This window comes from Salmonella sp. SSDFZ54 (assembly GCF_004010735.1).
Lineage (GTDB): Bacteria > Pseudomonadota > Gammaproteobacteria > Enterobacterales > Enterobacteriaceae > Salmonella > Salmonella enterica.
In genome coordinates this window covers 4,633,990-4,657,826 of record NZ_CP034819.1, presented here as the reverse complement: position 1 = coordinate 4,657,826, position 23,837 = coordinate 4,633,990, and the positions used below count along the sequence as shown (strand labels likewise).

Genomic DNA, 23,837 nt, shown 5'->3' with positions numbered 1-23,837 from the left:
CTTCAGGCAGTGCTTTAGTACCTGGCACGTGTTCTTTCGCGCTATAATTTTTATCAATGTTTGTATCGCCTACTATTTTTTAAATGCCTGCTGTATTTCGTTCATCTTTTCAGCTGCTTTTTTACGCTGACTTTCAATGTCTTTTCTCGATTGTTCAACAAGTTGCTGTGCTTTTTCGGCTTCTTTTTTGGGGTCGAAAGGTTCTTTGGTCTCATATCCGGCAATAGAACCATCCTTATTTAAGGTCATTACCGCACGTCCTGTATTTTTAGCAGTAATGGTAATGTCATAGACGAATTCGCCATTATGAGCTATCTCTGCTCGTACAACGATATCGCTATCTTCCGTAACGGAAATGATGCCACTGGCGTTAGCGCGTTTAATTGTTTCCTGAATACGCTCTGGTATAATGCTGAAATTGATCGAGTCGAATTTGAATAAAGCTTCTTTTAGTGCTTCTTGTTTTTGCTCCTCTGTTATAGTGCCAAAGATGGTTAAGTTGACAGGCGAAGGTCCCCCCCAGTAGCCGTTGTTAAATTTAAACATCTCTACTTTAGCAGGGGTGTTAACACTCTGTCGAATGAATGAATACCCTCCCTTGAAGAAACGGACTTCAATAATCGCAAGATTGGCTCCACCTTTTGCGTTGATATTGGCAATAGCTTTTTGCATTTTGGCTTTGTCGTAAAAGAACATTGATTGCTGGTGCTCTTTTTGCTGGATTTCTTGCATGTATTTCTCTTGATTTTTTTCAGCTTCCGCCATGGCATCTTTATCGTTATCACAGGCGCTAATTAGAGTTGCCGCGATGAAGGTAATCGGAAGTAAGAGATTTTTATATGTAACATGTATTTTATTCATGTGAAGTATTTCCCTTTTTTATATAAAATAGATGCCTTGACTGGTCGAGACTATCCTGGAAACATAGTAATAATGCGTGTGCATATCTGCAGTAAGTTTTAGTTATGCTGGTTTTATTTCGGATTTTTACCTGTTACTTTTTGTTCGTAAATAGGTATTTTACGTATTGATGATAAGTTTAGAACCTATCCCAGTAGGCGTAATCGTTAAAGCCAGTTTGGCGAATAAAAGAGTCTAATGGGATAGGCTCTTAATAAACAAAAAACCAAACGTTCTTTCAGAGTTCAGGCTGGAATGCGCATAGCTGATTGTTGATAAGGGCTACTCATACAGACAGGCCAGTGAAGCGATGAATGTCGGTTCCACATACCGGTCTGAGGTATCAACAACGACATGTTCTGAGTGGTGGCGTTTGCGTTATATCGTACAGACAGCGCCTCAGGGCGCTGTTTTCGATCGGACATGTCGCTTTCGCAGGAGGGGACGTTATTCGGCGATCAGCCACATATCAGCCTCTTCAAACATCTCTTCCAGCATACGGTGCAGCCGTTCTCTCTCGGTTTTTGTACAGTCACTGTTTAATGCGTTCGCCTGCATTGGCTTAACTTTCACTTGCGCGTCGGGAAAAAGTTGATGTACGCGTTTTGTGAGTTCATTGGGGATGATTTCGCGTGCGCCTGGCAAACCTTCAACATTTCGCTTGTCATAAACGAGTTCGACGAACATCGCCATTTCCTTTTTACTGGTTGGATGACCAGTATTTAAGCTGGGTATATAACTGGTGTCAAGGTTTAGCCGCCGTTTTGTCATCCTGACGTTGCGGACGTGACCGCACGTGGAAGTAAAGGTCGCTAACCTGTTGTTGTGTCATGAGGTTAGCGGCCCTCTCTTCACAGCGATGTCCTGCTACCTGATGGTAAATTCCAGGGCGCGACTAAAATCGCAATCGGCCAACACAACAGGGTCGCCTTTTCTGACAATAATGCTATTTGTGCCCAGGCATTTTCGGCTCTGTTTCCCCTTAATTTTGTTATCATCAGTGAGCCAGCGCTGGTTATCATTACCCGTGCATGAATAAAGAATGATTGGTGTGCCTTCTTTTGTACCTTGTCCTGCGGCATCCAGACATTTCTCACCCTGCGTGATTCTGTCTCGGTGAAATGAGAAAAGCTGAGATTGCACATGCTTACACTCCCGCAGCGTCAAACGATTCTGTTGATCTGAGCCTGTATCAAGGCACAGACCATCAGTTGTCCGAATTTGTTCCGCGTCATTTATGTAATAACCACCGGAATTAATTTGGTTTTGTGTAATGACCGGGAACGACAAATTAATACTATAAGGTGCGGGTAAGCCGTTCGCCGTACATCCACATAAAATAGAGGAGAGGCAGAGAACCAGTGTGGTTTTTCCTGAAAGCAAAGTCATTCAATTATTACCCTAAAAATAAATAGCGTTACAACTATATTGGCGATTTATACCCACTGAATATGACGTAGCATTGAGCGACAATAGAGATAATTCCGATAGAATCACATAAATACTTCGGTTAATGCGCGCAGCCAGCCACTCCTGTGACGATGGGTATATAGCGTTAAATACTTTTGCAATATTAGATGCTATCACAGTGAAAAACGGCTGTACATTTCTTCACGTTAAACAAATTGAGAAGGGGGGGGACACACGATATATGATAAAAAAGGTCACAGGAGTCATTAGCAAAATAAATCCTTTAGATTTTCGCTACTGAAAACATTCTGCAGCCTTTCAGGCAAAGCCTCATAGCAGGCTGCGGAGGTATACGTACTCGCTAAATTTTTCTGAAAAAATGCCGAGTGACGAATTATGAAAGATAAACGTTGGCGGCGGTAGGTCCGCGGAGGCCATTAATACGACAAAACTCAACGCGTATACCGGGGATAAGCGCTTCTGTTTCGTGTTGGCGACATGCTGAAATGTGGACCTGAACATCTTTGCGTCCATCGGAGGGGGTGATGAGACCTTTACCGCTCTTACAATCAAAGGTTTTGACAATTCCTGTCATTTTACGAGACAAACAAATTCCTTAATGGGGATAACGAGGCGCACTATACACGTCAGGAAAAATAATGCCAGCTATATTTGATGGCAATCAAGATTTCCGGATGGCTAAAAGTAGTCGTTCGGCACCATTGTAGATAAATAACATTATGTTCTGGAGAAAGTATTCCCTTTCCTGGCGTCGTTGGTTGGTGCGGACATCATGGGTTTTGTCGTCGGGCAGGATGGTGAACCAACCTGCCTGGCTTGCTTTTTATCAGTATTTGTAGGTGGTTGCGGGGTTTTACTACCAAAATCGTAGATAAAAATATCCCATGATGCCTGTTGTAAACCAGGATAATGGCCTGAACTGGCCAAAACATGGGATGAAAAAATAAGTAATGACCAAAGCATAAAAGCATGATGTTTCATAGCACCTCCTGTTATATGTAATGACTTGTGAAGTTCATCTAATGAATTATGGAACGTCATTGGCATTTTTTATTCAACGAAGAGTTAACCACTCTTAATAATAATGGATTTTATAGCGAAATAGACTTTTTTATTGCGTGTTCAATATTTGCGTCTGTTATTATTTTTCTGGAATGTAAATTTTCTCTCAACACGGGTGATATTTATGTTGGTATTGTGGTGTTGATTCTATTCTTATAACAAGAAATGTTGTAACTGATAGACATATTAAAAGATTAAATCGGAGCGGGAATAAATCGTGCTAAGCATCATGGTGAATATGATTACAGCGCCTGCGATGGCATATAACGGTATTGTGGCTGAAGCGTCACGTGAGGACTGTGAAGCACAATGCGATATGTTCTGGTTATATGGTGAGTTTGCTTAATGACATGGTTTTAGCCGATCGGCGTCAGGTTTCTTAATGTGGTTGTGAGATTTTCTCTTTAAATATCAAATGGTTGTATAGATTGTTTGTTGTTCTATAGTGGCTAAACACTTTATGGTTTCTGTTAAATATATATGCGTGAGAAAAATTAGCATTCAAATCTATAAAAGTTAGATGACATTGTAGAACCGGTTACCTTAATGAGCGATAGAGCGCTTTGGTAGTAAAAATATCTTTCAGGAAGTAAACGCATCAGGAGCGATAGCGGTGAATTATTCGTGGTTTTGTCGATTCGGCATAGTGGCGATAACTGAATGCCGGATCGGTACTGCAGGTGTTTAAACACACCGTAAATAATAAGTAGTATTAAGGAGTTGTTATGAAAAATATTATTTTATCCACTTTAGTTATTACTACAAGCGTTTTGGTTGTAAATGTTGCACAGGCCGATACTAACGCCTTTTCCGTGGGGTATGCACAAAGTAAAGTTCAGGATTTCAAAAATATCCGAGGGGTAAATGTGAAATACCGTTATGAGGATGACTCTCCGGTAAGTTTTATTTCCTCGCTAAGTTACTTATATGGAGACAGCCAGGCTTCCGGGTCTATTGAGCCTGAAGGTATTCATTACCATGACAAGTTTGAGGTGAAGTACGGCTCTTTTATGGTTGGGCCAGCCTATCGATTGTCTGACAATTTTTCGTTATACGCGCTGGCAGGTGTCGGCACGGTAAAGGCGACATTTAAAGAACATTCCACTCAGGATGGCGATTCTTTTTCTAACAAAATTTCCTCAAGGAAAACGGGATTTGCCTGGGGCGCGGGTGTACAGATGAATCCGCTGGAGAATATTGTCGTTGATGTTGGGTATGAAGGAAGCAACATCTCCTCTACAAAAATAAACGGCTTCAACGTCGGGGTTGGATACCGTTTCTGAAAAGCATAAGCTATGCGGAAGGTTCGCCTTCCGCACCGCCAGTCAATAAAACAGGGCTTCTTTACCAGTGACACGTACCTGCCTGTTTTTTCTCTCTTCGCCATACTCTCTTCGTCATAGTGACGCTGTACATAACATCTCACCAGCATAAGCACAGATAAAGGATTGTGGTAAGCAATCAAGGTTGCTCAGGTAGGTGATAAGCAGGAAGGAAAATCTGGTGTAAATAACGCCAGATCTCACAAGATTCACTCTGAAAAATTTTCCTGGAATTAATCACAATGTCATCAAGATTTTGTGACCGCCTTCGCATATTGTACCTGCCGCTGAACGACTACTGAAAAGTAGCAAGGTATGTATTTTATCCAGGAGAGCACCTTTTTTGCGCCTGGCAGAAGTCCCCAGCCGCCACTAGCTCAGCTGGATAGAGCATCAACCTCCTAAGTTGATGGTGCGAGGTTCGAGGCCTCGGTGGCGGTCCAATGTGGTTATCGTATAATGTTATTACCTCAGTGTCAGGCTGATGATGTGGGTTCGACTCCCACTAACCACTTCAGTTTTGAATAAGTATTGTCTCGCAACCCTGTTACAGAATAATTTCATTTATTACGTGACAAGATAGTCATTTATAAAAAATGCACAAAAATGTTATTGTCTTTTATTACTTGTGAGTTGTAGATTTTTCTTATGCGGTGAATCCCCCTTTGCGGCGGGGCGTCCAGTCAAATAGTTAATGTTCCTCGCGAACCATATTGACTGTGGTATGGTTCACCGGGAGGCACCCGGCACCGCAATTTTTTATAAAATGAAATTCACACCCTATGGTTCAGAGCGGTGTCTTTTTACATCAGGTGGGCAAGCATAATGCAGGTTAACGTGAAAGATACGAGAAATAGCAGAGACCAGTGATTTCGTTTATGGCCTGGGGATTTAACCGCGCCAGAGCGTATGCAAGACCCTGGCGCGGTTGGCCGGTGATCGTTCAATAGTGCGAATATGAATGGTTACCAGCCGCTGCGAATTCTACCTGGGTCACTTAATAAAGCAAAACATTTAAACGCTCAACAACGACAATTCAGACAGTTCGAACTTTTCTTTAAAAATAGGATTAACCATGTTCAAAAGTGGTTACTAATTAGCCATTATACTATGGTAGTGATTCACATATTCTTTAACGTTACGTTACAGAAAGGTTGAAGTGGAAATGCCTGATGAGCCTTCAGGCATTTCTTAAGGTTAGTTAGCTAAGGAACAGTTACTGAGAACAGGTTTATCATCACCTTCCACCAGTTCAGCCGTTTTGCCTTTGGTATAAAGTTTATAAGTATAATTTTTGTCTATGGCTTCGTAATTTGCTCCGGAGGCCATTTTCATTAACCGCATCGGGATCATCTCGTTTACCTGACTGATAATCGCATAGGCGTTTCCAGCCTCGGTGTTGACGTAAATCACCTCCATAACCTGGTTATCATTACAGGTGTATATAGATTTAGAAATCTCCTGCGAAGCTGCTATAGATGTGGAACTGGCGCTAAGTGTCGCGAGAAAGAGGGTAAATGGGATCAATTTACGTTTCATCATTAGTATCCTTTGTGCATAAAATTGTCGTTAATTCCCTGAAGAACGGGAGATAAGGCGGCATCAATACGATGAATGCTGTAGTATTCCTGTTTACTGACGAAAAGTGCGCCAGAAAAGCGTATTATAATTTATCCATCACTGGCATATGTGATGAGTAGACAAATCTTAAAATCATAAACTATAGGCTGCAAATCATTATGGTGCGATAGAAAATGATTGTCACCACTGCTCAATACTATGGCATAAAAATCGAAGAAAACGGTACTGTTCACTGTCTCGTTTCATACGGTATCTGTCAGTGAAACTATTTCTTCAAATGATGGTCTTTTTATTATCGATCAGATAATGGCATCAACAGGGGTTATTCAGGAGTATATGTGAAAAAGTGGCTTATAGGAGGGATATTGATCGCAAGTTTTCTGACCGGTTGTCTGATGTGGCACAACATTGATAAATGGTTTAATAAAGATATCGAATTTTTCTACGTCGGAGACGATAGCTAAAATTCCAGTCAGTTGGCAACGGGAGTCATATCTTCAGGTATGGCACCCGGAGTAGCCGGGCGCAAATTGTAGGTGTATAAATGTCATTTCATTAAAATTTTAGCGACAACATGGACAGTCACTACCGCGTGCTAGCGGCCCTCTGAAGTCACAAGATGAATAAGCCAGTTTTTTGTTTCAGCGGTGACTGAAACATATTTTGCTCCTGGTGGGCTTACCGCCAGTTGCTGAAAAAGACAACGATGATGTAACTGTTGCAGAGACTGACGAATACGACGACCGTGAATTTTATTTTTGGCGACCATATTTCCTCCCAAAAGGCCGCCCGAAGGCGGCGCTGGGTTTGATAATGGAGAAGGGCGTTGGTCACTGCCATAACCAACCTGTATACACTAATGCAATTGATAATCATTATCAATTGTGATGGTGAAGAAAAATTGTAAAGATGAAGGGACAGCGGAAATGGCAATGAACGGGATGAGACTTTTCGTTAACTACTTAAATTCGTGACTAAAAAAAGGCTTTTATAGACTTGAAAATGTTTTTTCCGTCCCTATGTAGTCAGTGGACAAGCAATGCTTGCCTTGATGTTGAACTTTTGAATAGTGATTCAGGAGGTTAATGATGGCACTCAGAACCTTGTCAGCACTTCCCGTGTTTGCTGATTCTCTTTTCTCTGACCGTTTCAACCGTATTGATAGACTTTTCAGTCAATTAACAGGAGATACGCCAGTCGCTGCGACGCCAGCTTACGATCTGCAAAAGCGCGATGCGAATAACTATCTGCTTACCGTGAGCGTTCCTGGCTGGAAAGAGGAAGAGCTTGAAATTGAGACGGTTGGCGGCAACCTGAATATTACGGGTAAACACACTGAAGAGACGGTAGAGGATCAGACGCACTGGATTTATCGTGGTATTCGTAAGGCGGACTTCCAGTTGAGTTTTTCTTTGCCTGAACATGCTAAGGTGAATAATGCGAAACTGGAACAGGGCCTCTTGTTGGTCGAGATTTACCAGGAGATCCCTGAAAGCGAGAAACCGAAAAAAATTGCCATAGAAAGCAAACCAAAGGCGATTGAACACAAATCATAATCGCGTTAATGAAGGCCCGTTTAGACGGGCCTTCATTGCCTGTAGCGAAAAGTATCCCGTCATGCTTGTAGGCACAGATCGCTAAATATTATAGCCCTGACCTCTATATTATCCCGTGCCACTGACCTCGTCGCCATTGGACGGCGGTAAGTTGGAATTATCCGCGAGGTCAGTCCAATTTTTGTCCACTCTCGACATTCTGCCTGTTATGGGCGCGATATCTGAACATAAATTCGTATAGCGGTTCATCGTTTTCACCGCGTTGATGCTATTTCTGCTAACACTACTTTCATACATAAAAAAGCTGATGCTTTTTACCTTATTTAATAGAGGCAGGTATGAAATTAGCGCTCGTCAATCGGCAGGTCATTTTACCGGAAAGCAGAACCGAGTCCTTCCAGTGCCATGCCTCTACGCTTGTTCGCTTACCGTGCGGTACGCTCGTGGCCGCATGGTTCGCGGGGTTGCGCGAAGGAAGCGAAGATACAGCCATCTGGCTATCTCGCTATGAACATAATATCTGGACAACACCGCAGCGAGTGGCGGCACGCGAGGGGGAAGCGCACTGGAATCCGGTGTTATTTTACCCGTCGGATAAATTGTGGTTATTTTATAAAGTAGGCAGCGACGTACACGTGTGGAAAACCTGGTTTATCACCTCCAGCGATCGAGGATTTACCTGGAGTACGCCAGCTCCGTTGGTTAACGATGATATTTTGCCGCGCGGTCCCGTAAAAAATAAACTCCTGCTGGCATCAAATGGCGCCTGGATTGCGCCAGGGTCGATTGAAAGTCCTGAACGGTGGAGGGCATTTGTGGATCGATCCTCTGACGAAGGAAAACACTGGAATATCTCTTTTGTTCCGCTGGAGCCTGATAACGCTATTTCCGGGACAAACGTAGCGTTGTGGGATGGTGTAAAAAAGGGGATGTTGTGGGAATGTTGTCTGGAAAACCTCCTGCGCTGGGATGGCGTTATTCAGCCTACGCTGTGGGAGTCTTCTCCGGGGCATATCCATATGTTGTTACGAAGCACTCGCGGGGCAATTTTTCGCAGTGATTCAATCGACTATGGCGCTACCTGGTCTGTTGCCCGCGCGACATCTTTACCGAATAATAATAGTGGTATCGATCTGGTTAGTATGCAGGACGGTACGCTGATTCTTGCGTTAAATCCGGTCAACGGCAACTGGGGAAAGCGCTATCCGCTTTCACTGATTGCTTCCCAGGATAATGGCGAATCATGGCTACCGCTACTGGACCTGGAAAGTGACCACGGTGAGTATTCTTATCCCGCTATTATTAGCGAGGGCGGCGTCGTACATATCACCTACACGTGGAACCGGAAAAATATCGTATATTGTCGATTACAAACGGTGTAAGGCGCTATCAGTCGAAACCGATAGCGCTGGAATAATAATGCCTTGCCCGGCGTGCTCTCTCACGCCGGGATGGCCGAAATAGTCATGATTTACCGGGTAACATCCTTGAAAATGTATCGTCTTTTTGTATGTAATGGTGAAACAACGCCGCTGCTGCATGCATGGCAATCAGGAAATAGCCGATATTGGCCAGCATTTCATGAATACGCTTTATATCCGATTTTAGGGTGCTATCTGGCGTCAAAAATACCGGTACAGTAAAACCAAAAAAGCTCCAGCTTTTCCCGCCTGACGCCATCATCGCGACGCCCAGCAGCGGCAAGGCGAGAAAAGTGAGATAAAGCGCGATATGCATTAATTTAGCGGCTACGTGCTGCCAGTGAGGAGGGGGAGGCGTAATGACCGGATCCGGGTATTTGTGTTTAAGATATAACCGTAAAAACATCAGCGCCCAGACCAGAACGCCCATGTCATAGTGCATGTCTTTCATAAACAGGTAAACGCTGGAGCCTTTTGGCGCCCACCCCCGTAACTCAATAGCCGCATATGCGATGCCTGTCAGGAGCAGTGTTAACCAGTGAAGCGTTATTTGCAGTCTTGAGAAATGTGCCATTATTATTATCCTTTATTAACAACTGCTTGTAGGGTATGCGTAAAATCTTAACAGAACCTTAAAGCGGGGGCTGAGTCGCAAGGAACAGACAGAGATAGCGGCACGTAAAATGGGATAAAAAGCCGGCGGCATCGCCGGCTTACTGTTGTTATTGTCCTCTTACGACAACACAGGTTTTACCATAAAACGGATATGAGCCTGTAGTTTCATAATCAACACTCGACACTAAAGAAATATCGCCCGCTTTTTTCGCTGAATCAATAGATGCGTCGCCGGTATTTACAATACCCAATACCGTTTGCGCACACGCTTTACCGGTTTTGGTTGCCGGGAGACTCGTGGCAGTAATTGGCCCTTTAACATCCGTATATAAGCCAATCCCTGTCGGTGATGGTCCTGTAGCACACCCCGTTAAAAGAGAACCAATAAAGATAATTGAAAAAATGTGTTTTTTATTTGTCATGGGATTAGTCCATTATAAATTAATAGAAAACTTACCGTCCGAAAATGTCCGGACAGTCATTTAAAAAGTGGTGTATATTAAATATGCGATATTACTCTTTGCACCCTCCTGTTGATGTCGTACCTGATGGACAAATATCCGTTGAAGCCGGATATATTCCCCATGCCGTGTTTTTATAACTTGCGCATCCTGTCAGCAATGAGAACAGTACGGCTAAAAAAATCATCACGAGCCCTGGCGGCGTTAACATTTTTCGGTTGGACTCCATAGCATGTCATTTCATCGGGTTGCCATATGACTGGCGTTCTGCTGGTAAGTTTCATTAACGCCCGGTTCGTTTAATATTGGTTTAGGTTTAAAGCCAGGAAGCGCTAATTACGATACCTTCTTACGTTTCAGTACTGACTAATAACGTTGAGAAAATGAACAACGTCGGATGGGAAGACGTAATACAGAATAGAAAGGAAATAAGAGAATAAGATGGCGTTAATTAACCCGGTATTCCTGGCGTCATTTCCCTTGCGTTTTATCCCCGTCAAAAGCGGCCTTTAGCCCACGTTGGCGCTCCCGACGTTTGTGCGTATGATGTTTTTAAAAGATCGTCATACTTTCTGTTCTGCGTCATTTTTTCATTACAAATGCTCGCCATAATGCCGTCCTCAGGAGGTCTCCCGACGTTTATGCTGCGCCGGGAGAAACAAAAACAACGCATAATCTGGGACAAATTGATGATTAAAGGCAAACTGGCGCTCGTGACGTGCGCGCTGACTCTGGTATTCACTTCGTCGCTTTTTGCCGCGTCGGACACGGCAGACGGTCGTACCCTGAAGCTGGCCATTGGCCCTGAGCCAACGGAAGGCTTTGATCCTATGCTGGGCTGGAGCCACGGCAGTTACTTATTGCTTCATGCGCCGTTGCTCAAGCAAAACGCCGATATGAGTTGGGGTAATTTACTGACGGAAAAAGTGGATACCAGCCCCGATGGTAAAACCTGGATACTGACCTTAAAACCCGATCTGAAATTCTCCGATGGCTCGCCATTAACTGCCGAAGATGTCGTTTTTACATACAACAAAGCGGCGAAGAGCGGCGGTAAAATTGACATGGGCAACTTTAGTCATGCGCGAGCGCTGGATGCGCGCCGAATTGAGATGACGCTGAGCCATCCGCAGAGTACCTTTGTGAATGTATTAGGATCGTTAGGGATTGTTCCGGCCAGCCGTTATGATGAAAAAACGTTTGCCCGCGAACCGATAGGCGCCGGTCCATACCGACTGGTCAGCTTTCAGCCGGGTCAGCAACTGATCGTTGAAGCTAATCCCTGGTATGCGGGTAAAAAGAATGACTTTAACCGGCTGGTTTTTGTCTTTCTGGATGAAGATAATGCTTATGCCGCCGCGCGCAGCGGACAGTTAGGTCTGGTGCGCATTGCCCCTTCTATGGCGGTGGCCCCGCAGCAGGATAATCTTAAACTCTGGGTACGCGATAGCGTTGAAAACCGGGGCATTGTCTTCCCGATGGTGCCTGCCGGTAAAAAGGATGCTAACGGTTATCCTGTCGGCAACGATGTGACCGCTGATGTCGCTATCAGACGCGCAATTAACTATGCCATTAATCGTAAGCAACTGGCGGAACAGGTGATGGAAGGCCATGCGATACCCGCCTATAGCGCGGTGCAGGGATTGCCGTGGCAAAATCCTTCAGTGATATTCAGCGATGGCGATATTGCAAAAGCGCGCGCCATCCTGGAAGAGGCTGGCTGGAAGATAAACCGCGCGGGCGTGCGTGAAAAAGCAGGTAAAGAAGCGCGTCTGACCTTATGGTATGCCAGTGGCGACAGCACCCGACGGGATCTGGCCGAGGCGGTGCGCGCCATGTTGCAGCCTTTAGGCATTGTCGTCTCGTTGCAATCGGGAAGCTGGGAAACTGTAGAGCGCCATATGCACGCTAACCCTACGCTGTTTGGCTGGGGAAGTCTGGACCCGATGGAACTCTTCCATCACTACAGTGGGAAAGCCGCTGGTGTGGAATATTATAACCCGGGCTATTACAGCAACCCTGCGGTAGAAGCACATCTGAAACAGGCTATAGATGCGCCTGACTGGCAAAAGGCGATTCCTTTCTGGCAGCAGGTTGAGTGGGATGGGAAGCAGGGCGCGGGCGTCCAGGGCGATGCGGCATGGGCATGGCTGCTTAATATTCAGCATACCTATCTGGCCAACCCCTGTATTGATCTGGGAAAAGGCGCGCCAGAAATCCACGGTAGCTGGTCGGTGTTAAACAATCTTGATGACTGGACCTGGACCTGTCGGTGATGAAATTGTTCTTCAGTCATTTTTTGCGGCTGATTATTCTGTTGATGCTGGTGGCTGCCGGCACCTTCATTTTGCTTAGCTTTTCGCCCGTTGATCCTATCCGCGCTTATATTGGCAACGATCTGCTCCATGTTCCGCCAGAACAATATGCGCGGATTGCGGCGCGCTGGGGGCTTGACCAGCCGCTGTGGGAGCGTTTCGGTCACTGGTTTTGGCGTTTGCTCCAGGGTGACATGGGGTATTCCATGCTGTTCAACATGCCTGTCGCCAGCGTGATCCGGGAACGTTTTGCGACGTCATTCGCGCTGCTGGCAGGCGCCTGGCTATTGTCTGGTGTGTTGGGCGTGACATTGGGTTTTCTGGCCGGACGTTTTCTCCACCGTTGGCCGGATAAGATGATTTGCCGTATCAGCTACTTATTGTCATCGTTGCCCACTTTCTGGATAGCAATGCTGTTGCTGGCGCTGTTTGCCGTCCGCTGGCCGGTATTACCTGTTTGTTGCGCCTGGGACCCCGGAAATAATGCAGGAACAGCTCTTTTATCGGAACGTTTACGCCATCTTGTGTTGCCGGTATGTGCGTTAAGTCTGTTGGGTATGGGGCAAATTGCGCTGCATACGCGAGAAAAAATAGCCAGCGTAATGAAGAGCGAATTTATTCGTTTTGCGCGCGCTCAGGGGGATAAAGGATGGTCGCTGTTACGTCACCAGGTGTTACGTCATGCGATTACCCCAGCACTCTGTTTACAGTTTGCTTCTCTGGGCGAACTGATGGGGGGGGCGTTACTGGCAGAAAAAGTCTTTGCGTATCCGGGACTGGGACAGGCCACTATCGATGCCGGCCTGCGTGGCGATGTCCCGCTACTCATGGGGATCGTTTTATTCTGTACGCTATTAGTGTTTGCCGGAAATACGATTTCAGCCTGGCTTGTGGTGGTGCTTAATCGATCGCTGGAGCGTCCCGATGCTCTATAATCCTGCCCCGACGTTGTTTCGTCTGATCCTCTCCGTTACCTGTCTGCTGTTTATTGCCGGATACGGTTATGCCACGTTGAGCCAGCCGCCAGAGGTTAATCTGCTTGCCCGGCATCTGTCGCCTGATATCCAGCACTGGTTTGGCACCGATAATCTGGGGCGTGATGTATGGCTTCGTTGCTTTCAGGGGGCCTTCACCAGTTTACAAATTGGCGTTGGCGCCGCGCTGTGCAGCGGCGTTATCGCGCTAGTGATGGCGGCAGCGGCGCGCATTCATCCCCGGCTGGACCTCCTGATGCGGCTGATAACCGATGCCATGCTCGCCATGCCGCATTTACTTTTGCTGATCCTTATCTGTTTTACGCTCGGCGGCGGTAAAAGCGGCGTCATTGCGGCCGTAGCGTTAACGCACTGGCCCCGTCTGGCGCTGATTCTGCGCGCCGACGCGGAGCGGGTAGCGCAGAGTGACTACCTGACATTGACCTATCGTCTGGGGCATGGACACCTTTATTGCTGGCGATATCACTATTTTCCGGCGCTATTGCCGCAATGGTTGACGGGAACGTTATTGATGTTTCCTCATGCGGTATTGCACAGCGCGGCGTTAAGTTTTCTGGGGTTTGGGCTGGCGCCGCATGAGCCTTCGCTGGGGCTGTTGCTGGCGGATGCGTTACGGTTTATTAGCCATGGAAACTGGTGGCTGGTGCTGTTTCCCGGCCTAATGTTATTCACGCTGGTGATGCTCTTCGATCAGTTTGCGCGCGCCATTCAGCGGCTGTGGCTAAGGAGTGACGTATGCTGAGTTTACAACAGGTTACGCTGGAAAGTGCGCGTTATCGCTGGTATGGCGCGAGACGCTGGTCGCCGTTATTACAGAATGTCTCTTTTGATATCGCGCCCGGCGAAATGGTGGCATTGGTTGGCGGCAGCGGGGAGGGCAAAAGTCTGCTGCTGCAATGTCTGCTCGATCTGCTGCCGGAAAATTTACGCTTTCGGGGGGAGATTACGCTTGATGGCAACCGGCTGGACAGACATACCATTAGGCAGCTTAGGGGCAATACGTTTAGCTACGTGCCGCAGGGGGTACAGGCGCTTAATCCCATGCTGAATATCAGAAAACATTTGAACAGAGCATGTCATCTGACCGGACGCGCCTGGGATGAGACGCAAATGGTACAGCTATTACAGCAAAGCGATCTTGCACCGACAGTCCTGGAACGCTTTCCCCGCCAGCTCTCCGGTGGGATGGCTAAACGAATTCTGGCGTGCCACGCCTCGCTTAGCCAGGCACGTTATATTCTCGCGGATGAGATCACCGCCTGGCTTGATACGGCGCTGGCAAACCAGTTGCTTGAGCACTTGCGAGGTCTCTGCGAGCGGGGATGCGGCGTGCTGTGGGTGACTCATGACCTGCTGCTGGCGGCGCGGTATGCCGATCGCATTGTGGCGCTGCATCAGGGTTATATCACGGACAATATCCGCTGCGAGCAGTTACAGCCGGAAGAGATGAGTGAGCCGTTAAAACGGCAATGGCAGGCATTGCCTGAACTAAACCCGTTATTTATGCCGACCGGAGAGGGAATAGAATGCTAAGCTGCCGCGACCTCGTTATTCGTCAGGGCGGGAAAGTCTTATGGCAGAACCTGACGTTTACGATTTCTGCCGGTGAACGGGTAGGAATTCATGCGCCAAGCGGAACGGGGAAAACAACGTTGGGGCGCGTCCTGGCCGGATGGCAAAAGCCGACGGCGGGCGACGTTCTGCTGGACGGCAGCCCGTTACCCCTGCATCAGTATTGTCCGGTACAGCTTGTTCCCCAGCATCCTGAACTGACGTTTAATCCCTGGCGAAGCGCCGGAGACGCTGTGCGTGATGCCTGGCAGCCTGACTCGGAAACGATGAGGCGTTTGCATGTGCAGCCCGAGTGGCTGACGCGTCGGCCAATGCAGCTCTCAGGCGGGGAGTTGGCGCGTATTGCGATACTGCGCGCGCTTGACCCGCGAACGCGTTTTCTGATTGCCGACGAAATGACGGCGCAACTCGATCCGTCTATTCAAAAAGCGATATGGGTATACGTGCTTGAGGTGTGCCGCAGCCGTTCATTAGGGATGTTGGTGATTAGTCATCAGTCTGCGCTACTTGATCAAGTCTGTACCCGCCATTTACAGGTGGAATAGCCGCAAGTCGTTTCTCCGCATTGCCGTGTCGCCGTTAACGCACCGGGAACCCATGGGTTCCCGGTATTGTCGGCAGAGATTTTACTGCATGACGCGTTTATCTGCGTTTTTTGCATCAGCGGTATTACTGTAGTCCCTGGTCTCTTCAACCTGTACAGGGGCTCTGACGACCAGACTTGGCAGCGCCAGTTCGATATCATTCTCAATGAGTTTTTCAATAATACGGATATTTATCTCTTGCTGAATATCCATGTATTTATTGTAATCCGCGGTATTGACGATATGCACCACCTCATAGGTCAGCCGATCCTGACCAAAGGCCAGTAGATGGGCGCGGTCGAATTGTGTTTCGCCGACATCGGTAATAATCTTTTTCACCATATCGCCGATGAGGCGTAACTTTTCCGGCGGTGTCGCAGTGGCGACGCCAAAAGTAAACACGATACGACGCGTTTGCATTCGCTTATAGTTATGTATGGTTTGCTGCAACAACTGCGCGTTCGCACAAACGATCTGTTCGCCGCTGAGGCTACGGATGCGAGTGGTTTTCAAACCGATATGTTCAATCGTACCGGCTACATCATTAAAGACGACGAAATCGCCGATCTCGAAGGGCTTATCGAAACCAATCGACAGCGAAGCGAAGACATCGCTCAGAACGGTTTGTACCGCCAGGGCAATAGCAATACCGCCCACGCCGAGGCTGGCTACCAGTGCGGTAATATCCACGCCGACGTTCGCCAGGATGGAGAGCAACATCATAGACCAGACGAGCACGCGCAAAATCATACCAAGAATGACTAACGTCACCGGGTTTTTATTGGAGCCTGGGGCATACAGTAAATGACGCATCCATGACTGTACGCCCTGATCAAGCCAAATCGCCATTTGAATCGCAACCACTAAAAACCAGGCGTGAGAGAGGGTAGAGAATAACCGGTCGGGCAGGGCGACAAAGCGCAGGCTAAAGAGAAATGCGGCAAAAAAGATTAGCATCTTACTGGTCTTTTTCAGCATCTCGAAAACAATAGGCCGCAGCCGCCCATGAGCATCATCCTTTTTATTCGGGCGTTGTAGCGCTTTATAGACCACATTAAGTAGCCAGTTGATGAGCCAGTAAGTAATGAGGGTGACGAAAAAAACGACCGCCAGATTGATCCAGAACGTCGTTGACATCAGCATCGCAACGATATTTAGTCGTGCTAAATACTCCATTTTACCTCCGATGAAAAGCAGATGAACATTACAGTATAGACGTCACATCACGGAGGCCGATTTCCGGCTTTACTATTGCTGTTTTATTCAGCACTTTTGTTCAAAAAGTATGAAAAAGAGGGGTAGCCGTTTGGCTATCCCGGCGTTTCTGTGCAGACTTATCTACTCCTCTTAATAAAATAAGGAGTCATTTATGCAACAAGAACATCGTGAGTGTATTGAGCAGTGTTATGAATGCGCGGCGGCGTGTGATATCTGCGCCTCTTCTTGTCTGCGTGAAGATAACGTCGAAATGATGAAGCACTGCATCCAGTTAGATATGCAATGTGCGGCCATTTGTCGCCTGGCGGCGCAATTTATGGCATTGGAAAGCGAGTACTCACAAAAATTATGCCGCCTGTGCGCGGATATCTGCAAAGCCTGCGCCGAAGAGTGTGCAAGGCACGATCACGACCATTGCCAGAATTGCGCGCGGGCATGCAGCCAATGCGCAGACGCCTGCCTTAAAATGGCCGCGTAATTTTTCTTCCGCCATTAGCTCAACCGGATAGAGCATAGAGCTTCTACCTCTAAGGTTCGGGGTTCAATTCCTCGATGGCGGACCAGTTGATATCAAAAAAGGCCACCAGCGCGGTGGCCGCTGAGTTTCTGTTGAAATAAATGCAATGTTATAATATAACAATCATCTTTCTAAGAAAGATGAGGGTAACGTTTTGGTGATTCATTTAAAAAAACTGACAATGCTTCTGGGAATGCTGTTGGTAAATAGTCCTGCCTTCGCGCATGGTCATCATGCTCATGGCGCGCCGATGACGGAGGTTGAGCAAAAAGCGGCAGCGGGCGTGTTTGATGACGCCAATGTACGCGATCGCGCGCTCACCGACTGGGATGGTATGTGGCAATCCGTCTATCCTTACCTGGTCAGCGGCGAGCTGGACCCTGTCTTCAGACAAAAGGCGAAGAAAGACCCGGAGAAAACGTTTGAGGATATTAAAGCGTATTATCGCAAAGGATACGCGACGAATGTTGAGACTATTGGCATTGAAAATGGCGTTATAGAATTCCATCGCGACAATAACGTTGCATCCTGTAAATACAATTATGCCGGCTATAAAATTCTGACTTACGCATCGGGTAAAAAAGGGGTGCGCTACCTGTTCGAATGTAAAGATGCGAATAGCAAAGCGCCTAAATATGTTCAGTTTAGCGATCATATCATTGCCCCGCGCAAATCGGCGCACTTCCATATCTTTATGGGAAATACCTCGCAGCAGGCATTGTTGCAAGAGATGGAAAACTGGCCTACCTATTATCCTTATCAGTTAAAGGCGAATGAGGTCGTTGACGAAATGCTACATCATTAAGTCTGATTGCAATGTTAAAAGCTCGCTATGAATAGCGAGCTTTTTTTCTGCCGTTATGCCATATTTCTGGCAATCAATATAAAAAATACCTGCGCCCCCGGAGCGATGATGACGCTGTCCATACCGCCCTCGATTCAATGCCAAACGGAAGCGGCATGTCGCCTGATTACTCGTGTCACAGGCGATACGTTGCGTGCTATTCATTTATATGGTTCCGCTGTCGCGGGCGGTCTGAAGCCAAACAGCGACATTGATCTGCTGGTGACAATATGCCAGCCGCTGACGGAGGCCCAACGCGCAACGCTGATGCAGGAATTGCTGGCGCTTTCATCGCCGCCGGGGGCGTCAGCAGAAAAACGCGCTCTGGAGGTCACTGTCGTGCTTTATTCGCAGCTGGTTCCCTGGTGTTTTCCACCTTCCCGGGAAATGCAATTTGGCGAGTGGCTAAGAGAGGACATTTATCAGGGGATTTATGAACCAGCGCAACAGGACTGGGACATTGTGTTATTGATAACCCAGATTCTGGAAACCAGTATACCGCTAAAGGGAGAACGCGCGGAACGGCTGTTCACGCCAGCCCCTGCGGCGCAGTTGCTGAAGGCCTTGCGTTATCCCCTCGACCTTTGGCAATCCACGGCAGATGTGCAGGGAGATGAGTATCATATTGTTTTAACCCTGGCGCGTATCTGGTACACCCTTTCTACCGGGAGATTTACCTCTAAGGATGCGGCGGCTGACTGGCTGTTACCTCAGTTGCCGGAAGATTATGCTGCTACGTTGCGTGCGGCGCAGCGTGAATATTTAGGTCTGGAGCAGCAGGACTGGCATATTTTGCTGCCTGCGGTCGTACGCTTTGTGGATTTTGCCAAAGCGCACATCCCCACGCAGTTCACATAAGATGCCCCAGGACGTCTGTCAGGTTGCGCAAACGGCGTTCCTCAACTACTACTTAATAGGTTCTCATCGCTGAAGTAAGCAGATGATCTTATGCGGGCCATCGAATGGATATTTCCACATGGCTCTCGTTTTGTTGAGGTGGATATGACTGGTTCCGCATCATCTGTTTTAAAGACAGATACAAGACTATTGAGCGAAAACCTGTTTCTTAATTATGGTCTGGAGTTCTTATTTAAGGACGTCGCAATAATAGCTGGTAACGTAAATTATATTATTTTTGATATCGACGATTACTACACCGTACAGCAGTATATTACTTCCGCATTTAAAACGGTACTCATTGGAATTGTTACCCATAATGAATATAACTTTATTGATGAACATCATGCCATATATCGAATAAAGGTCGATGCCTCTATTGCTGAGTGGCGTGAGTTACTGATTTTGGCCGCTGCTGGTCAATTTTTTCCCAGGTCAGAGAAAGTCAGATTAACGGCGAATGAAAGAAATGTTTTGGCGATGCTTGTTAAAGGAATGGATATCCGACAAATAAGCTGTGAGCTAAATGTACATTTAAAAACTATTTACTCAGTACGCTACCATGTTCTGACTAAATTAGGTTGTAGAACAGTTCTGGATTATCAAATACTGTCCGTCTCTAAAGCTTTTATGCACTGGCTTACAATAAATAATGTTGATAATGTAATTTCCCGTGTAAATAGTAAGGTCATTGCTTAATAATGATTTGCTTCTGATGGCGTTTAGGTTCACTATGCTTTCTTACATCATCATGAGGCCAGACAGGCATGGCTACTTTTAGTATTAGCGCAATGGCGGCACAGTGTGGTGTCACAACAGCAAATATCAGGTCCTGGGAACGCTATGGCCTGCTTCAACCTACCAAAGATGAAGCTGGCAATCGTTTTTATTGCATAGAAGATGCTATCAGAATACAGCATATTATCGACGCGTTAAGCAAAGGCTTCTCATTAAAAGAGATTAAACCTGCACTCTATGGTGAAGAAACGCATTGCCGCTCGGGATGGTTATTTTACCAGGAAGAGATTTTAGCGCAGTGTAGAAAATTCGAACCCGCCAAATTGCGGAAATTACTCTGGCGTTATGGTCGGGAAATTCCGCCGTGTATCGTAATTGAGTCAATACTGCGTCCTTTACGGCTGTGGTTGTCCGCAGGCGATGATGATGCACGCCGATTTGAAAAGGCATTACTGGATACTGCGATTATTGAATACGCCACATTCCAGCTAAGTAGCGTACGAAAGGCGCCAGCAGGCACAATGCTTATTGCTGCGTTTTCGCTGAACGACCCCATTGAGCTATGGCTGGAAACGATTAAATATTGTAGTGAAGGTATGCGAGTTGAAGTCATCCCCTGGCAGGCGCCGATGCCCGATCTTTTATCAACGTCTTTCGAGCATATTGTTCTGTGGCATGATGAGACATTAACTCCCGCGCAGGAAAATCTTATTCAGGCTTTAAAAGAATCGGGTAAATTTAGTCTTCATGTGAAAAATGGTTCAGGTTTAACATTACTGCCAGCCGTATACCGGCAGCATGAGATGCCAGAAAGCATGCAGCATGTTGCACCGCAAATCCATGCAAACGGCTACGAAAAATCAGGCACCGCACGTTGAGGCATCTGCATTATTAACGAACAGGGGAGGAGTAACCCCCTCCCTTGTTTATACCCTTCATACTTCAAGTTGCTTATGTGTTGGCTACGGATTACTCGGCCCATCCATGGGCCTCGCCCTGACGGGCCGTCGCACGCGACGTTCAAATCTGCTCCCGGCAGATTTGTCGTTCACCCCAGTCACATAGTTATCTATGCTCCTGGGGACTGACTCCCTTGCCGCCTTTAAGCAACTCGAATTATTTTGGGTATATATTAGATGTCGTCAGGTGTCTGAAACAAAACGGCTTCTAAGGCATTACGGTAAATATCAAGCTGCACTACGTCTTTTTCTGTTTCCAGTTTTTCAATAAGTTTGGCGATGATATCCTTATTTGAGACATGCTGCTGCGATTGCAATAGTTCGTAAGTAATTTCCTGAATAGCTCGCTGTTCACATAACATATGTGCAGAAAAAGGATTGCCAGTACTATTTTGTTCGTTGACTAGTGTAATGGTAGTCATATTTCACCATATTCGATGTAAATTGAAGCCGATCTCCCTGAGCGGGGGAGAGAAATTAGTGACCTATTAAAATTAGACCTATATCATAAAACCGTAATAAAAAATCATAAAAACGTGATGCGCATCACATTTGTGTGATTTGTTGTATATTTTATACACTTTAAGTGAAGGTGAAGATTCCGTAGAATCAACGGCCTGTTCTTTTTATCACTCCAGTTTAAACGAATAAGCATTAATACCAATCCGTAATAATTACTTAATGTTATCTTAATAAAGGTAAATTACTGTCAGGCCTCCGTAAAAGGAGGTTGATTAATGATTCGTCATATCGCCATTTTTCTTTGTTCTTTATTGATGTGCAGCACCACTTTTGCCGATTCGGTAACGTCGGTATCGCTTGGCGCGCTCTTAACCGCGCTCAATGAACGCATGTTATTAATGAAAGATGTGGCTGCTTATAAAATGAAGCACCATCTGCCGATAGAGGATTTCACGCGTGAACAAAATGTTTTTGCCGAGGCCGAAGAAGAAGCGAAAAATAACGGTCTGGACCCGCATTCGATAACCCCTTTTATTCGTTCGCTAATGGATGCCAGTAAAGCGATACAGTACCGCTATTTAGCGCAGTGGCGAACCGGCTCAGAACCCTCCTTTCCGATACAAACCTTGTCGGTCACCCGGCAACGTATTCGACAACTTGATAATCAAATGTTGATCATTATCAGCCAGCGCTTGATGGTCGGCGCTTTCAGCCACGAGGATATGGTGTGGCTGAGAGCGAAGTTTAATGCGCCGAATCTGAATGAGAGCGATATCAGTGATGTGTTGGCAGCCCTATCTTTGGTACGACGCGCGCGTTAATTCCCCATGAGGAAACGTGGGCCAATACCGGGTGATTGCCTGCGGAGGTAGCGATAAAAGAACGCTTTTAGGTGATGTGGATATAAGCGTGGCGGAATAGCGGCCTGGAGAGACGTGGTTTCGCTTCCCATCTTCCGGTGCATTCGTTAGCATACTGTTTCGCAGCTAAGCGTAAATGTTTTCAGGAAGAGGTTAATGTGTTCGCGGAGTATGGTGTTCTGAATTATTGGACGTACCTGGTCGGGGCGATTTTTATCGTTCTGGTGCCGGGGCCGAATACGCTTTTTGTGCTTAAAAACAGCGTAGGACGCGGGGTTAAAGGAGGATATCTTGCCGCATGCGGCGTGTTTATCGGCGATGCGATATTAATGTTTCTGGCGTATGCGGGCGTGGCGACGCTGATCAAAACAACGCCGGTTCTGTTTAACATTGTTCGCTATCTCGGCGCGTTTTATCTGCTCTACCTTGGCGCAAAAATCCTTTACGCTACGCTGACCTCAAAGGGGCGTGCGGCGACGGAAACGGTAGTTCCTTTTGGCGCTATTTTTAAGCGTGCTTTAATTCTTAGCCTGACGAATCCTAAAGCTATACTTTTTTATGTTTCCTTTTTTGTGCAATTTATTGACGTTACTGCGCCGCATACTGGGGTGTCATTTTTTATTTTGGCCACCACCCTTGAAATCGTCAGTTTTTGCTATCTGAGCTTTTTAATTCTTTCTGGCGCTTTTGTAACCCACTATATTGGTACCAAAAAGAAACTGGCAAAAGTGGGCAATTCTTTGATTGGCCTTCTTTTCGTCGGGTTTGCCGCCCGGCTGGCAACGCTCCAGTCTTAACCCTCCCGGACCCGTCGACAACGGCGGGTCATTGCTCTCCTTTCGGTTTTATTGCGTGGAAAACAGCAAAATAGTAACCAATAAATGGTATTTAAAATGCTGTTTTTGGAGCGTAACCTTTTTACGACAGCGATGAGATTATCGCTGAGTAACCTGCGGGAAGAGGGAAGCAAATGCGGCAAATTCCACAAAATCATATCCATACACGTTCCACGCCCTTCTGGAACAAAGAGACGGCGCCTGCCGGAATTTTCGAACGCCACCTTGATAAGGGAACGCGACCCGGCGTTTATCCTCGTCTCTCGGTGATGCAGGGGGCGGTCAAATATCTCGGATACGCTGATGAACATTGCTCTGAGCCGGAAGAGATCATGGTGATCAATGCCGGCGAGTTTGGCGTGTTTCCTCCGGAAAAGTGGCACAATATTGAGGTCATGACGGATGATACCTATTTTAACATCGACTTTTTTGTCGCGCCGGAAGTACTGATGGAAGGGGCGACCTCACGAAAAGTCATTCATGCCGGGAGAGAATAATAATGGGAAAAGCTACTTATACCGTCACGGTCACGAATAATAGCAACGGCGTCTCTGTGGACTATGAAACGGAAGCACCGATGACGTTGCTGGTACCTGAAGTTGCAGCAGAAGTTGTGAAGGATTTGGTCAATACCGTGCGTTCCTACGATACCGAAAACGAACACGACGTTTGCGGTTGGTAAGGGTATTGT

At 46.7% G+C, this 23,837-nt stretch carries 29 protein-coding genes, 2 tRNA genes and 1 pseudogene; 21 read left to right on the top strand and 11 right to left on the bottom strand.

Annotated features, from left to right (window positions below; translation table 11 throughout):
• Positions 1–72: 72 nt before the first annotated feature.
• The 5 genes from EOS97_RS23245 to pagD form a co-directional block, all read right to left on the bottom strand.
• On the bottom strand, positions 73–861 hold the full coding sequence (locus tag EOS97_RS23245) for a hypothetical protein (protein ID WP_001033393.1): 789 nt from the start codon (positions 859–861) through the stop codon (positions 73–75).
• Positions 862–1,347: 486 nt separating this feature from the next.
• Positions 1,348–1,587, bottom strand: a complete 240-nt coding sequence (gene msgA, locus EOS97_RS23240) for a virulence protein MsgA (protein WP_000497457.1) — start codon at positions 1,585–1,587, stop codon at positions 1,348–1,350.
• 180 nt (positions 1,588–1,767) lie between these two features.
• Entirely contained in the window at positions 1,768–2,289 is a 522-nt protein-coding gene (locus EOS97_RS23235) for an RICIN domain-containing protein (RefSeq protein ID WP_001805124.1), read from the bottom strand.
• A gap of 415 nt (positions 2,290–2,704) precedes the next feature.
• The gene (gene cspF, locus EOS97_RS23230; protein ID WP_001537306.1) at positions 2,705–2,917 is read right to left on the bottom strand and encodes a cold shock-like protein CspF; all 213 of its coding nucleotides are present in this window, start codon (positions 2,915–2,917) and stop codon (positions 2,705–2,707) included.
• 131 nt (positions 2,918–3,048) lie between these two features.
• The gene (gene pagD / locus EOS97_RS23225; protein WP_001805125.1) at positions 3,049–3,312 is read right to left on the bottom strand and encodes a virulence protein PagD; all 264 of its coding nucleotides are present in this window, start codon (positions 3,310–3,312) and stop codon (positions 3,049–3,051) included.
• Positions 3,313–3,610: 298 nt separating this feature from the next.
• On the opposite strand from pagD, the gene EOS97_RS27400 reads away from it, so the two are divergent.
• From EOS97_RS27400 to EOS97_RS23205, 3 genes are all read left to right on the top strand, one after another.
• Positions 3,611–3,739, top strand: coding sequence for a hypothetical protein (locus EOS97_RS27400; RefSeq protein WP_001805126.1), 129 nt, complete (start codon positions 3,611–3,613; stop codon positions 3,737–3,739).
• Positions 3,740–4,118: 379 nt separating this feature from the next.
• Complete coding sequence (gene pagC / locus EOS97_RS23210) at positions 4,119–4,676, top strand: virulence membrane protein PagC (RefSeq protein ID WP_000789472.1); 558 nt, start codon at positions 4,119–4,121, stop codon at positions 4,674–4,676.
• Between the two features lie 405 nt (positions 4,677–5,081).
• Positions 5,082–5,158, top strand: a tRNA-Arg gene (locus EOS97_RS23205).
• Positions 5,159–5,912: 754 nt separating this feature from the next.
• Here EOS97_RS23205 and EOS97_RS23195 read toward each other — a convergent pair.
• Positions 5,913–6,257 carry a c-type lysozyme inhibitor gene (locus EOS97_RS23195; protein WP_000977728.1) on the bottom strand — a complete coding sequence of 115 codons (345 nt, stop codon included), beginning with the start codon at positions 6,255–6,257 and terminating at the stop codon, positions 5,913–5,915.
• Between the two features lie 702 nt (positions 6,258–6,959).
• On the opposite strand from EOS97_RS23195, the gene EOS97_RS23185 reads away from it, so the two are divergent.
• From EOS97_RS23185 to EOS97_RS23170, 3 genes are all read left to right on the top strand, one after another.
• Positions 6,960–7,184: a hypothetical protein gene (locus EOS97_RS23185; protein ID WP_077677844.1), complete on the top strand. Its 225-nt coding sequence runs from the start codon at positions 6,960–6,962 to the stop codon at positions 7,182–7,184.
• Positions 7,185–7,384: 200 nt separating this feature from the next.
• Entirely contained in the window at positions 7,385–7,852 is a 468-nt protein-coding gene (locus tag EOS97_RS23180; RefSeq protein ID WP_001218118.1) for an Hsp20 family protein, read from the top strand.
• 338 nt (positions 7,853–8,190) lie between these two features.
• Complete coding sequence (locus tag EOS97_RS23170; protein ID WP_000761752.1) at positions 8,191–9,234, top strand: exo-alpha-sialidase; 1,044 nt, start codon at positions 8,191–8,193, stop codon at positions 9,232–9,234.
• An 82-nt stretch (positions 9,235–9,316) separates the two neighbouring features.
• On the opposite strand, the gene EOS97_RS23165 is transcribed toward EOS97_RS23170, so the two are convergent.
• A complete protein-coding gene (locus EOS97_RS23165) occupies positions 9,317–9,847 on the bottom strand; it encodes a cytochrome b (RefSeq protein ID WP_000929974.1) in 531 nt (176 codons plus the stop codon).
• Positions 9,848–9,995: 148 nt separating this feature from the next.
• Positions 9,996–10,310: a TRL-like family protein gene (locus EOS97_RS23160; RefSeq protein WP_000182479.1), complete on the bottom strand. Its 315-nt coding sequence runs from the start codon at positions 10,308–10,310 to the stop codon at positions 9,996–9,998.
• 680 nt (positions 10,311–10,990) lie between these two features.
• Between EOS97_RS23160 and EOS97_RS23155 the strand changes: the two genes are divergently transcribed.
• The 5 genes from EOS97_RS23155 to EOS97_RS23135 are packed head-to-tail and all read left to right on the top strand — an operon-like array spanning position 10,991 to position 15,776.
• Positions 10,991–12,625, top strand: coding sequence for an ABC transporter substrate-binding protein (locus EOS97_RS23155; protein WP_000946091.1), 1,635 nt, complete (start codon positions 10,991–10,993; stop codon positions 12,623–12,625).
• Entirely contained in the window at positions 12,625–13,599 is a 975-nt protein-coding gene (locus tag EOS97_RS23150) for an ABC transporter permease (protein WP_001805128.1), read from the top strand. Before EOS97_RS23155 ends, EOS97_RS23150 begins: the two co-directional genes overlap by 1 nt.
• Positions 13,589–14,401 carry an ABC transporter permease gene (locus tag EOS97_RS23145; RefSeq protein ID WP_000966636.1) on the top strand — a complete coding sequence of 271 codons (813 nt, stop codon included), beginning with the start codon at positions 13,589–13,591 and terminating at the stop codon, positions 14,399–14,401. Before EOS97_RS23150 ends, EOS97_RS23145 begins: the two co-directional genes overlap by 11 nt.
• Positions 14,395–15,192, top strand: a complete 798-nt coding sequence (locus tag EOS97_RS23140) for an ATP-binding cassette domain-containing protein (RefSeq protein ID WP_000950205.1) — start codon at positions 14,395–14,397, stop codon at positions 15,190–15,192. The genes EOS97_RS23145 and EOS97_RS23140 overlap by 7 nt, the downstream gene beginning before the upstream one ends.
• Positions 15,186–15,776: an ATP-binding cassette domain-containing protein gene (locus tag EOS97_RS23135; RefSeq protein WP_058799984.1), complete on the top strand. Its 591-nt coding sequence runs from the start codon at positions 15,186–15,188 to the stop codon at positions 15,774–15,776. Before EOS97_RS23140 ends, EOS97_RS23135 begins: the two co-directional genes overlap by 7 nt.
• A gap of 81 nt (positions 15,777–15,857) precedes the next feature.
• On the opposite strand, the gene EOS97_RS23130 is transcribed toward EOS97_RS23135, so the two are convergent.
• Positions 15,858–16,991, bottom strand: a complete 1,134-nt coding sequence (locus tag EOS97_RS23130) for a mechanosensitive ion channel family protein (protein WP_000456075.1) — start codon at positions 16,989–16,991, stop codon at positions 15,858–15,860.
• A 193-nt stretch (positions 16,992–17,184) separates the two neighbouring features.
• On the opposite strand from EOS97_RS23130, the gene EOS97_RS23125 reads away from it, so the two are divergent.
• The 6 genes from EOS97_RS23125 to EOS97_RS23100 all read left to right on the top strand — a co-directional run bounded on the left by EOS97_RS23125 (position 17,185) and on the right by EOS97_RS23100 (position 20,907).
• Positions 17,185–17,511, top strand: coding sequence for a four-helix bundle copper-binding protein (locus EOS97_RS23125; protein ID WP_001183699.1), 327 nt, complete (start codon positions 17,185–17,187; stop codon positions 17,509–17,511).
• Positions 17,512–17,519: 8 nt separating this feature from the next.
• Positions 17,520–17,596, top strand: a tRNA-Arg gene (locus tag EOS97_RS23120).
• 111 nt (positions 17,597–17,707) lie between these two features.
• On the top strand, positions 17,708–18,355 hold the full coding sequence (gene zinT, locus EOS97_RS23115; protein WP_001537483.1) for a metal-binding protein ZinT: 648 nt from the start codon (positions 17,708–17,710) through the stop codon (positions 18,353–18,355).
• A 108-nt stretch (positions 18,356–18,463) separates the two neighbouring features.
• Positions 18,464–19,252, top strand: a complete 789-nt coding sequence (aadA, locus tag EOS97_RS23110; protein ID WP_000175804.1) for a cryptic aminoglycoside nucleotidyltransferase ANT(3'')/ANT(9) — start codon at positions 18,464–18,466, stop codon at positions 19,250–19,252.
• A gap of 144 nt (positions 19,253–19,396) precedes the next feature.
• The gene (locus EOS97_RS23105; RefSeq protein WP_023204994.1) at positions 19,397–19,990 is read left to right on the top strand and encodes a helix-turn-helix transcriptional regulator; all 594 of its coding nucleotides are present in this window, start codon (positions 19,397–19,399) and stop codon (positions 19,988–19,990) included.
• 68 nt (positions 19,991–20,058) lie between these two features.
• Complete coding sequence (locus EOS97_RS23100) at positions 20,059–20,907, top strand: MerR family transcriptional regulator (protein ID WP_000190263.1); 849 nt, start codon at positions 20,059–20,061, stop codon at positions 20,905–20,907.
• A gap of 254 nt (positions 20,908–21,161) precedes the next feature.
• Here EOS97_RS23100 and EOS97_RS23095 read toward each other — a convergent pair whose 3' ends face one another.
• A complete protein-coding gene (locus EOS97_RS23095; protein WP_000208086.1) occupies positions 21,162–21,410 on the bottom strand; it encodes a biofilm/acid-resistance regulator YmgB/AriR in 249 nt (82 codons plus the stop codon).
• Positions 21,411–21,488: 78 nt separating this feature from the next.
• Positions 21,489–21,643 (bottom strand): annotated as a pseudogene (locus tag EOS97_RS27305) (hypothetical protein).
• A gap of 82 nt (positions 21,644–21,725) precedes the next feature.
• Here EOS97_RS27305 and EOS97_RS23090 point away from each other — a divergent pair.
• The 4 genes from EOS97_RS23090 (at position 21,726) to EOS97_RS23070 (ending at position 23,828) form a co-directional block, all read left to right on the top strand.
• Positions 21,726–22,271 carry a chorismate mutase gene (locus EOS97_RS23090; RefSeq protein WP_000617988.1) on the top strand — a complete coding sequence of 182 codons (546 nt, stop codon included), beginning with the start codon at positions 21,726–21,728 and terminating at the stop codon, positions 22,269–22,271.
• 197 nt (positions 22,272–22,468) lie between these two features.
• Positions 22,469–23,107, top strand: coding sequence for a leucine efflux protein LeuE (gene leuE, locus EOS97_RS23085; RefSeq protein WP_000457190.1), 639 nt, complete (start codon positions 22,469–22,471; stop codon positions 23,105–23,107).
• A 173-nt stretch (positions 23,108–23,280) separates the two neighbouring features.
• A complete protein-coding gene (gene yeaR / locus EOS97_RS23075; protein WP_001248993.1) occupies positions 23,281–23,643 on the top strand; it encodes a DUF1971 domain-containing protein YeaR in 363 nt (120 codons plus the stop codon).
• Positions 23,644–23,645: 2 nt separating this feature from the next.
• A complete protein-coding gene (locus EOS97_RS23070; protein ID WP_000513733.1) occupies positions 23,646–23,828 on the top strand; it encodes a DUF1869 domain-containing protein in 183 nt (60 codons plus the stop codon).
• The last annotated feature ends 9 nt before the right edge of the window (positions 23,829–23,837 follow it).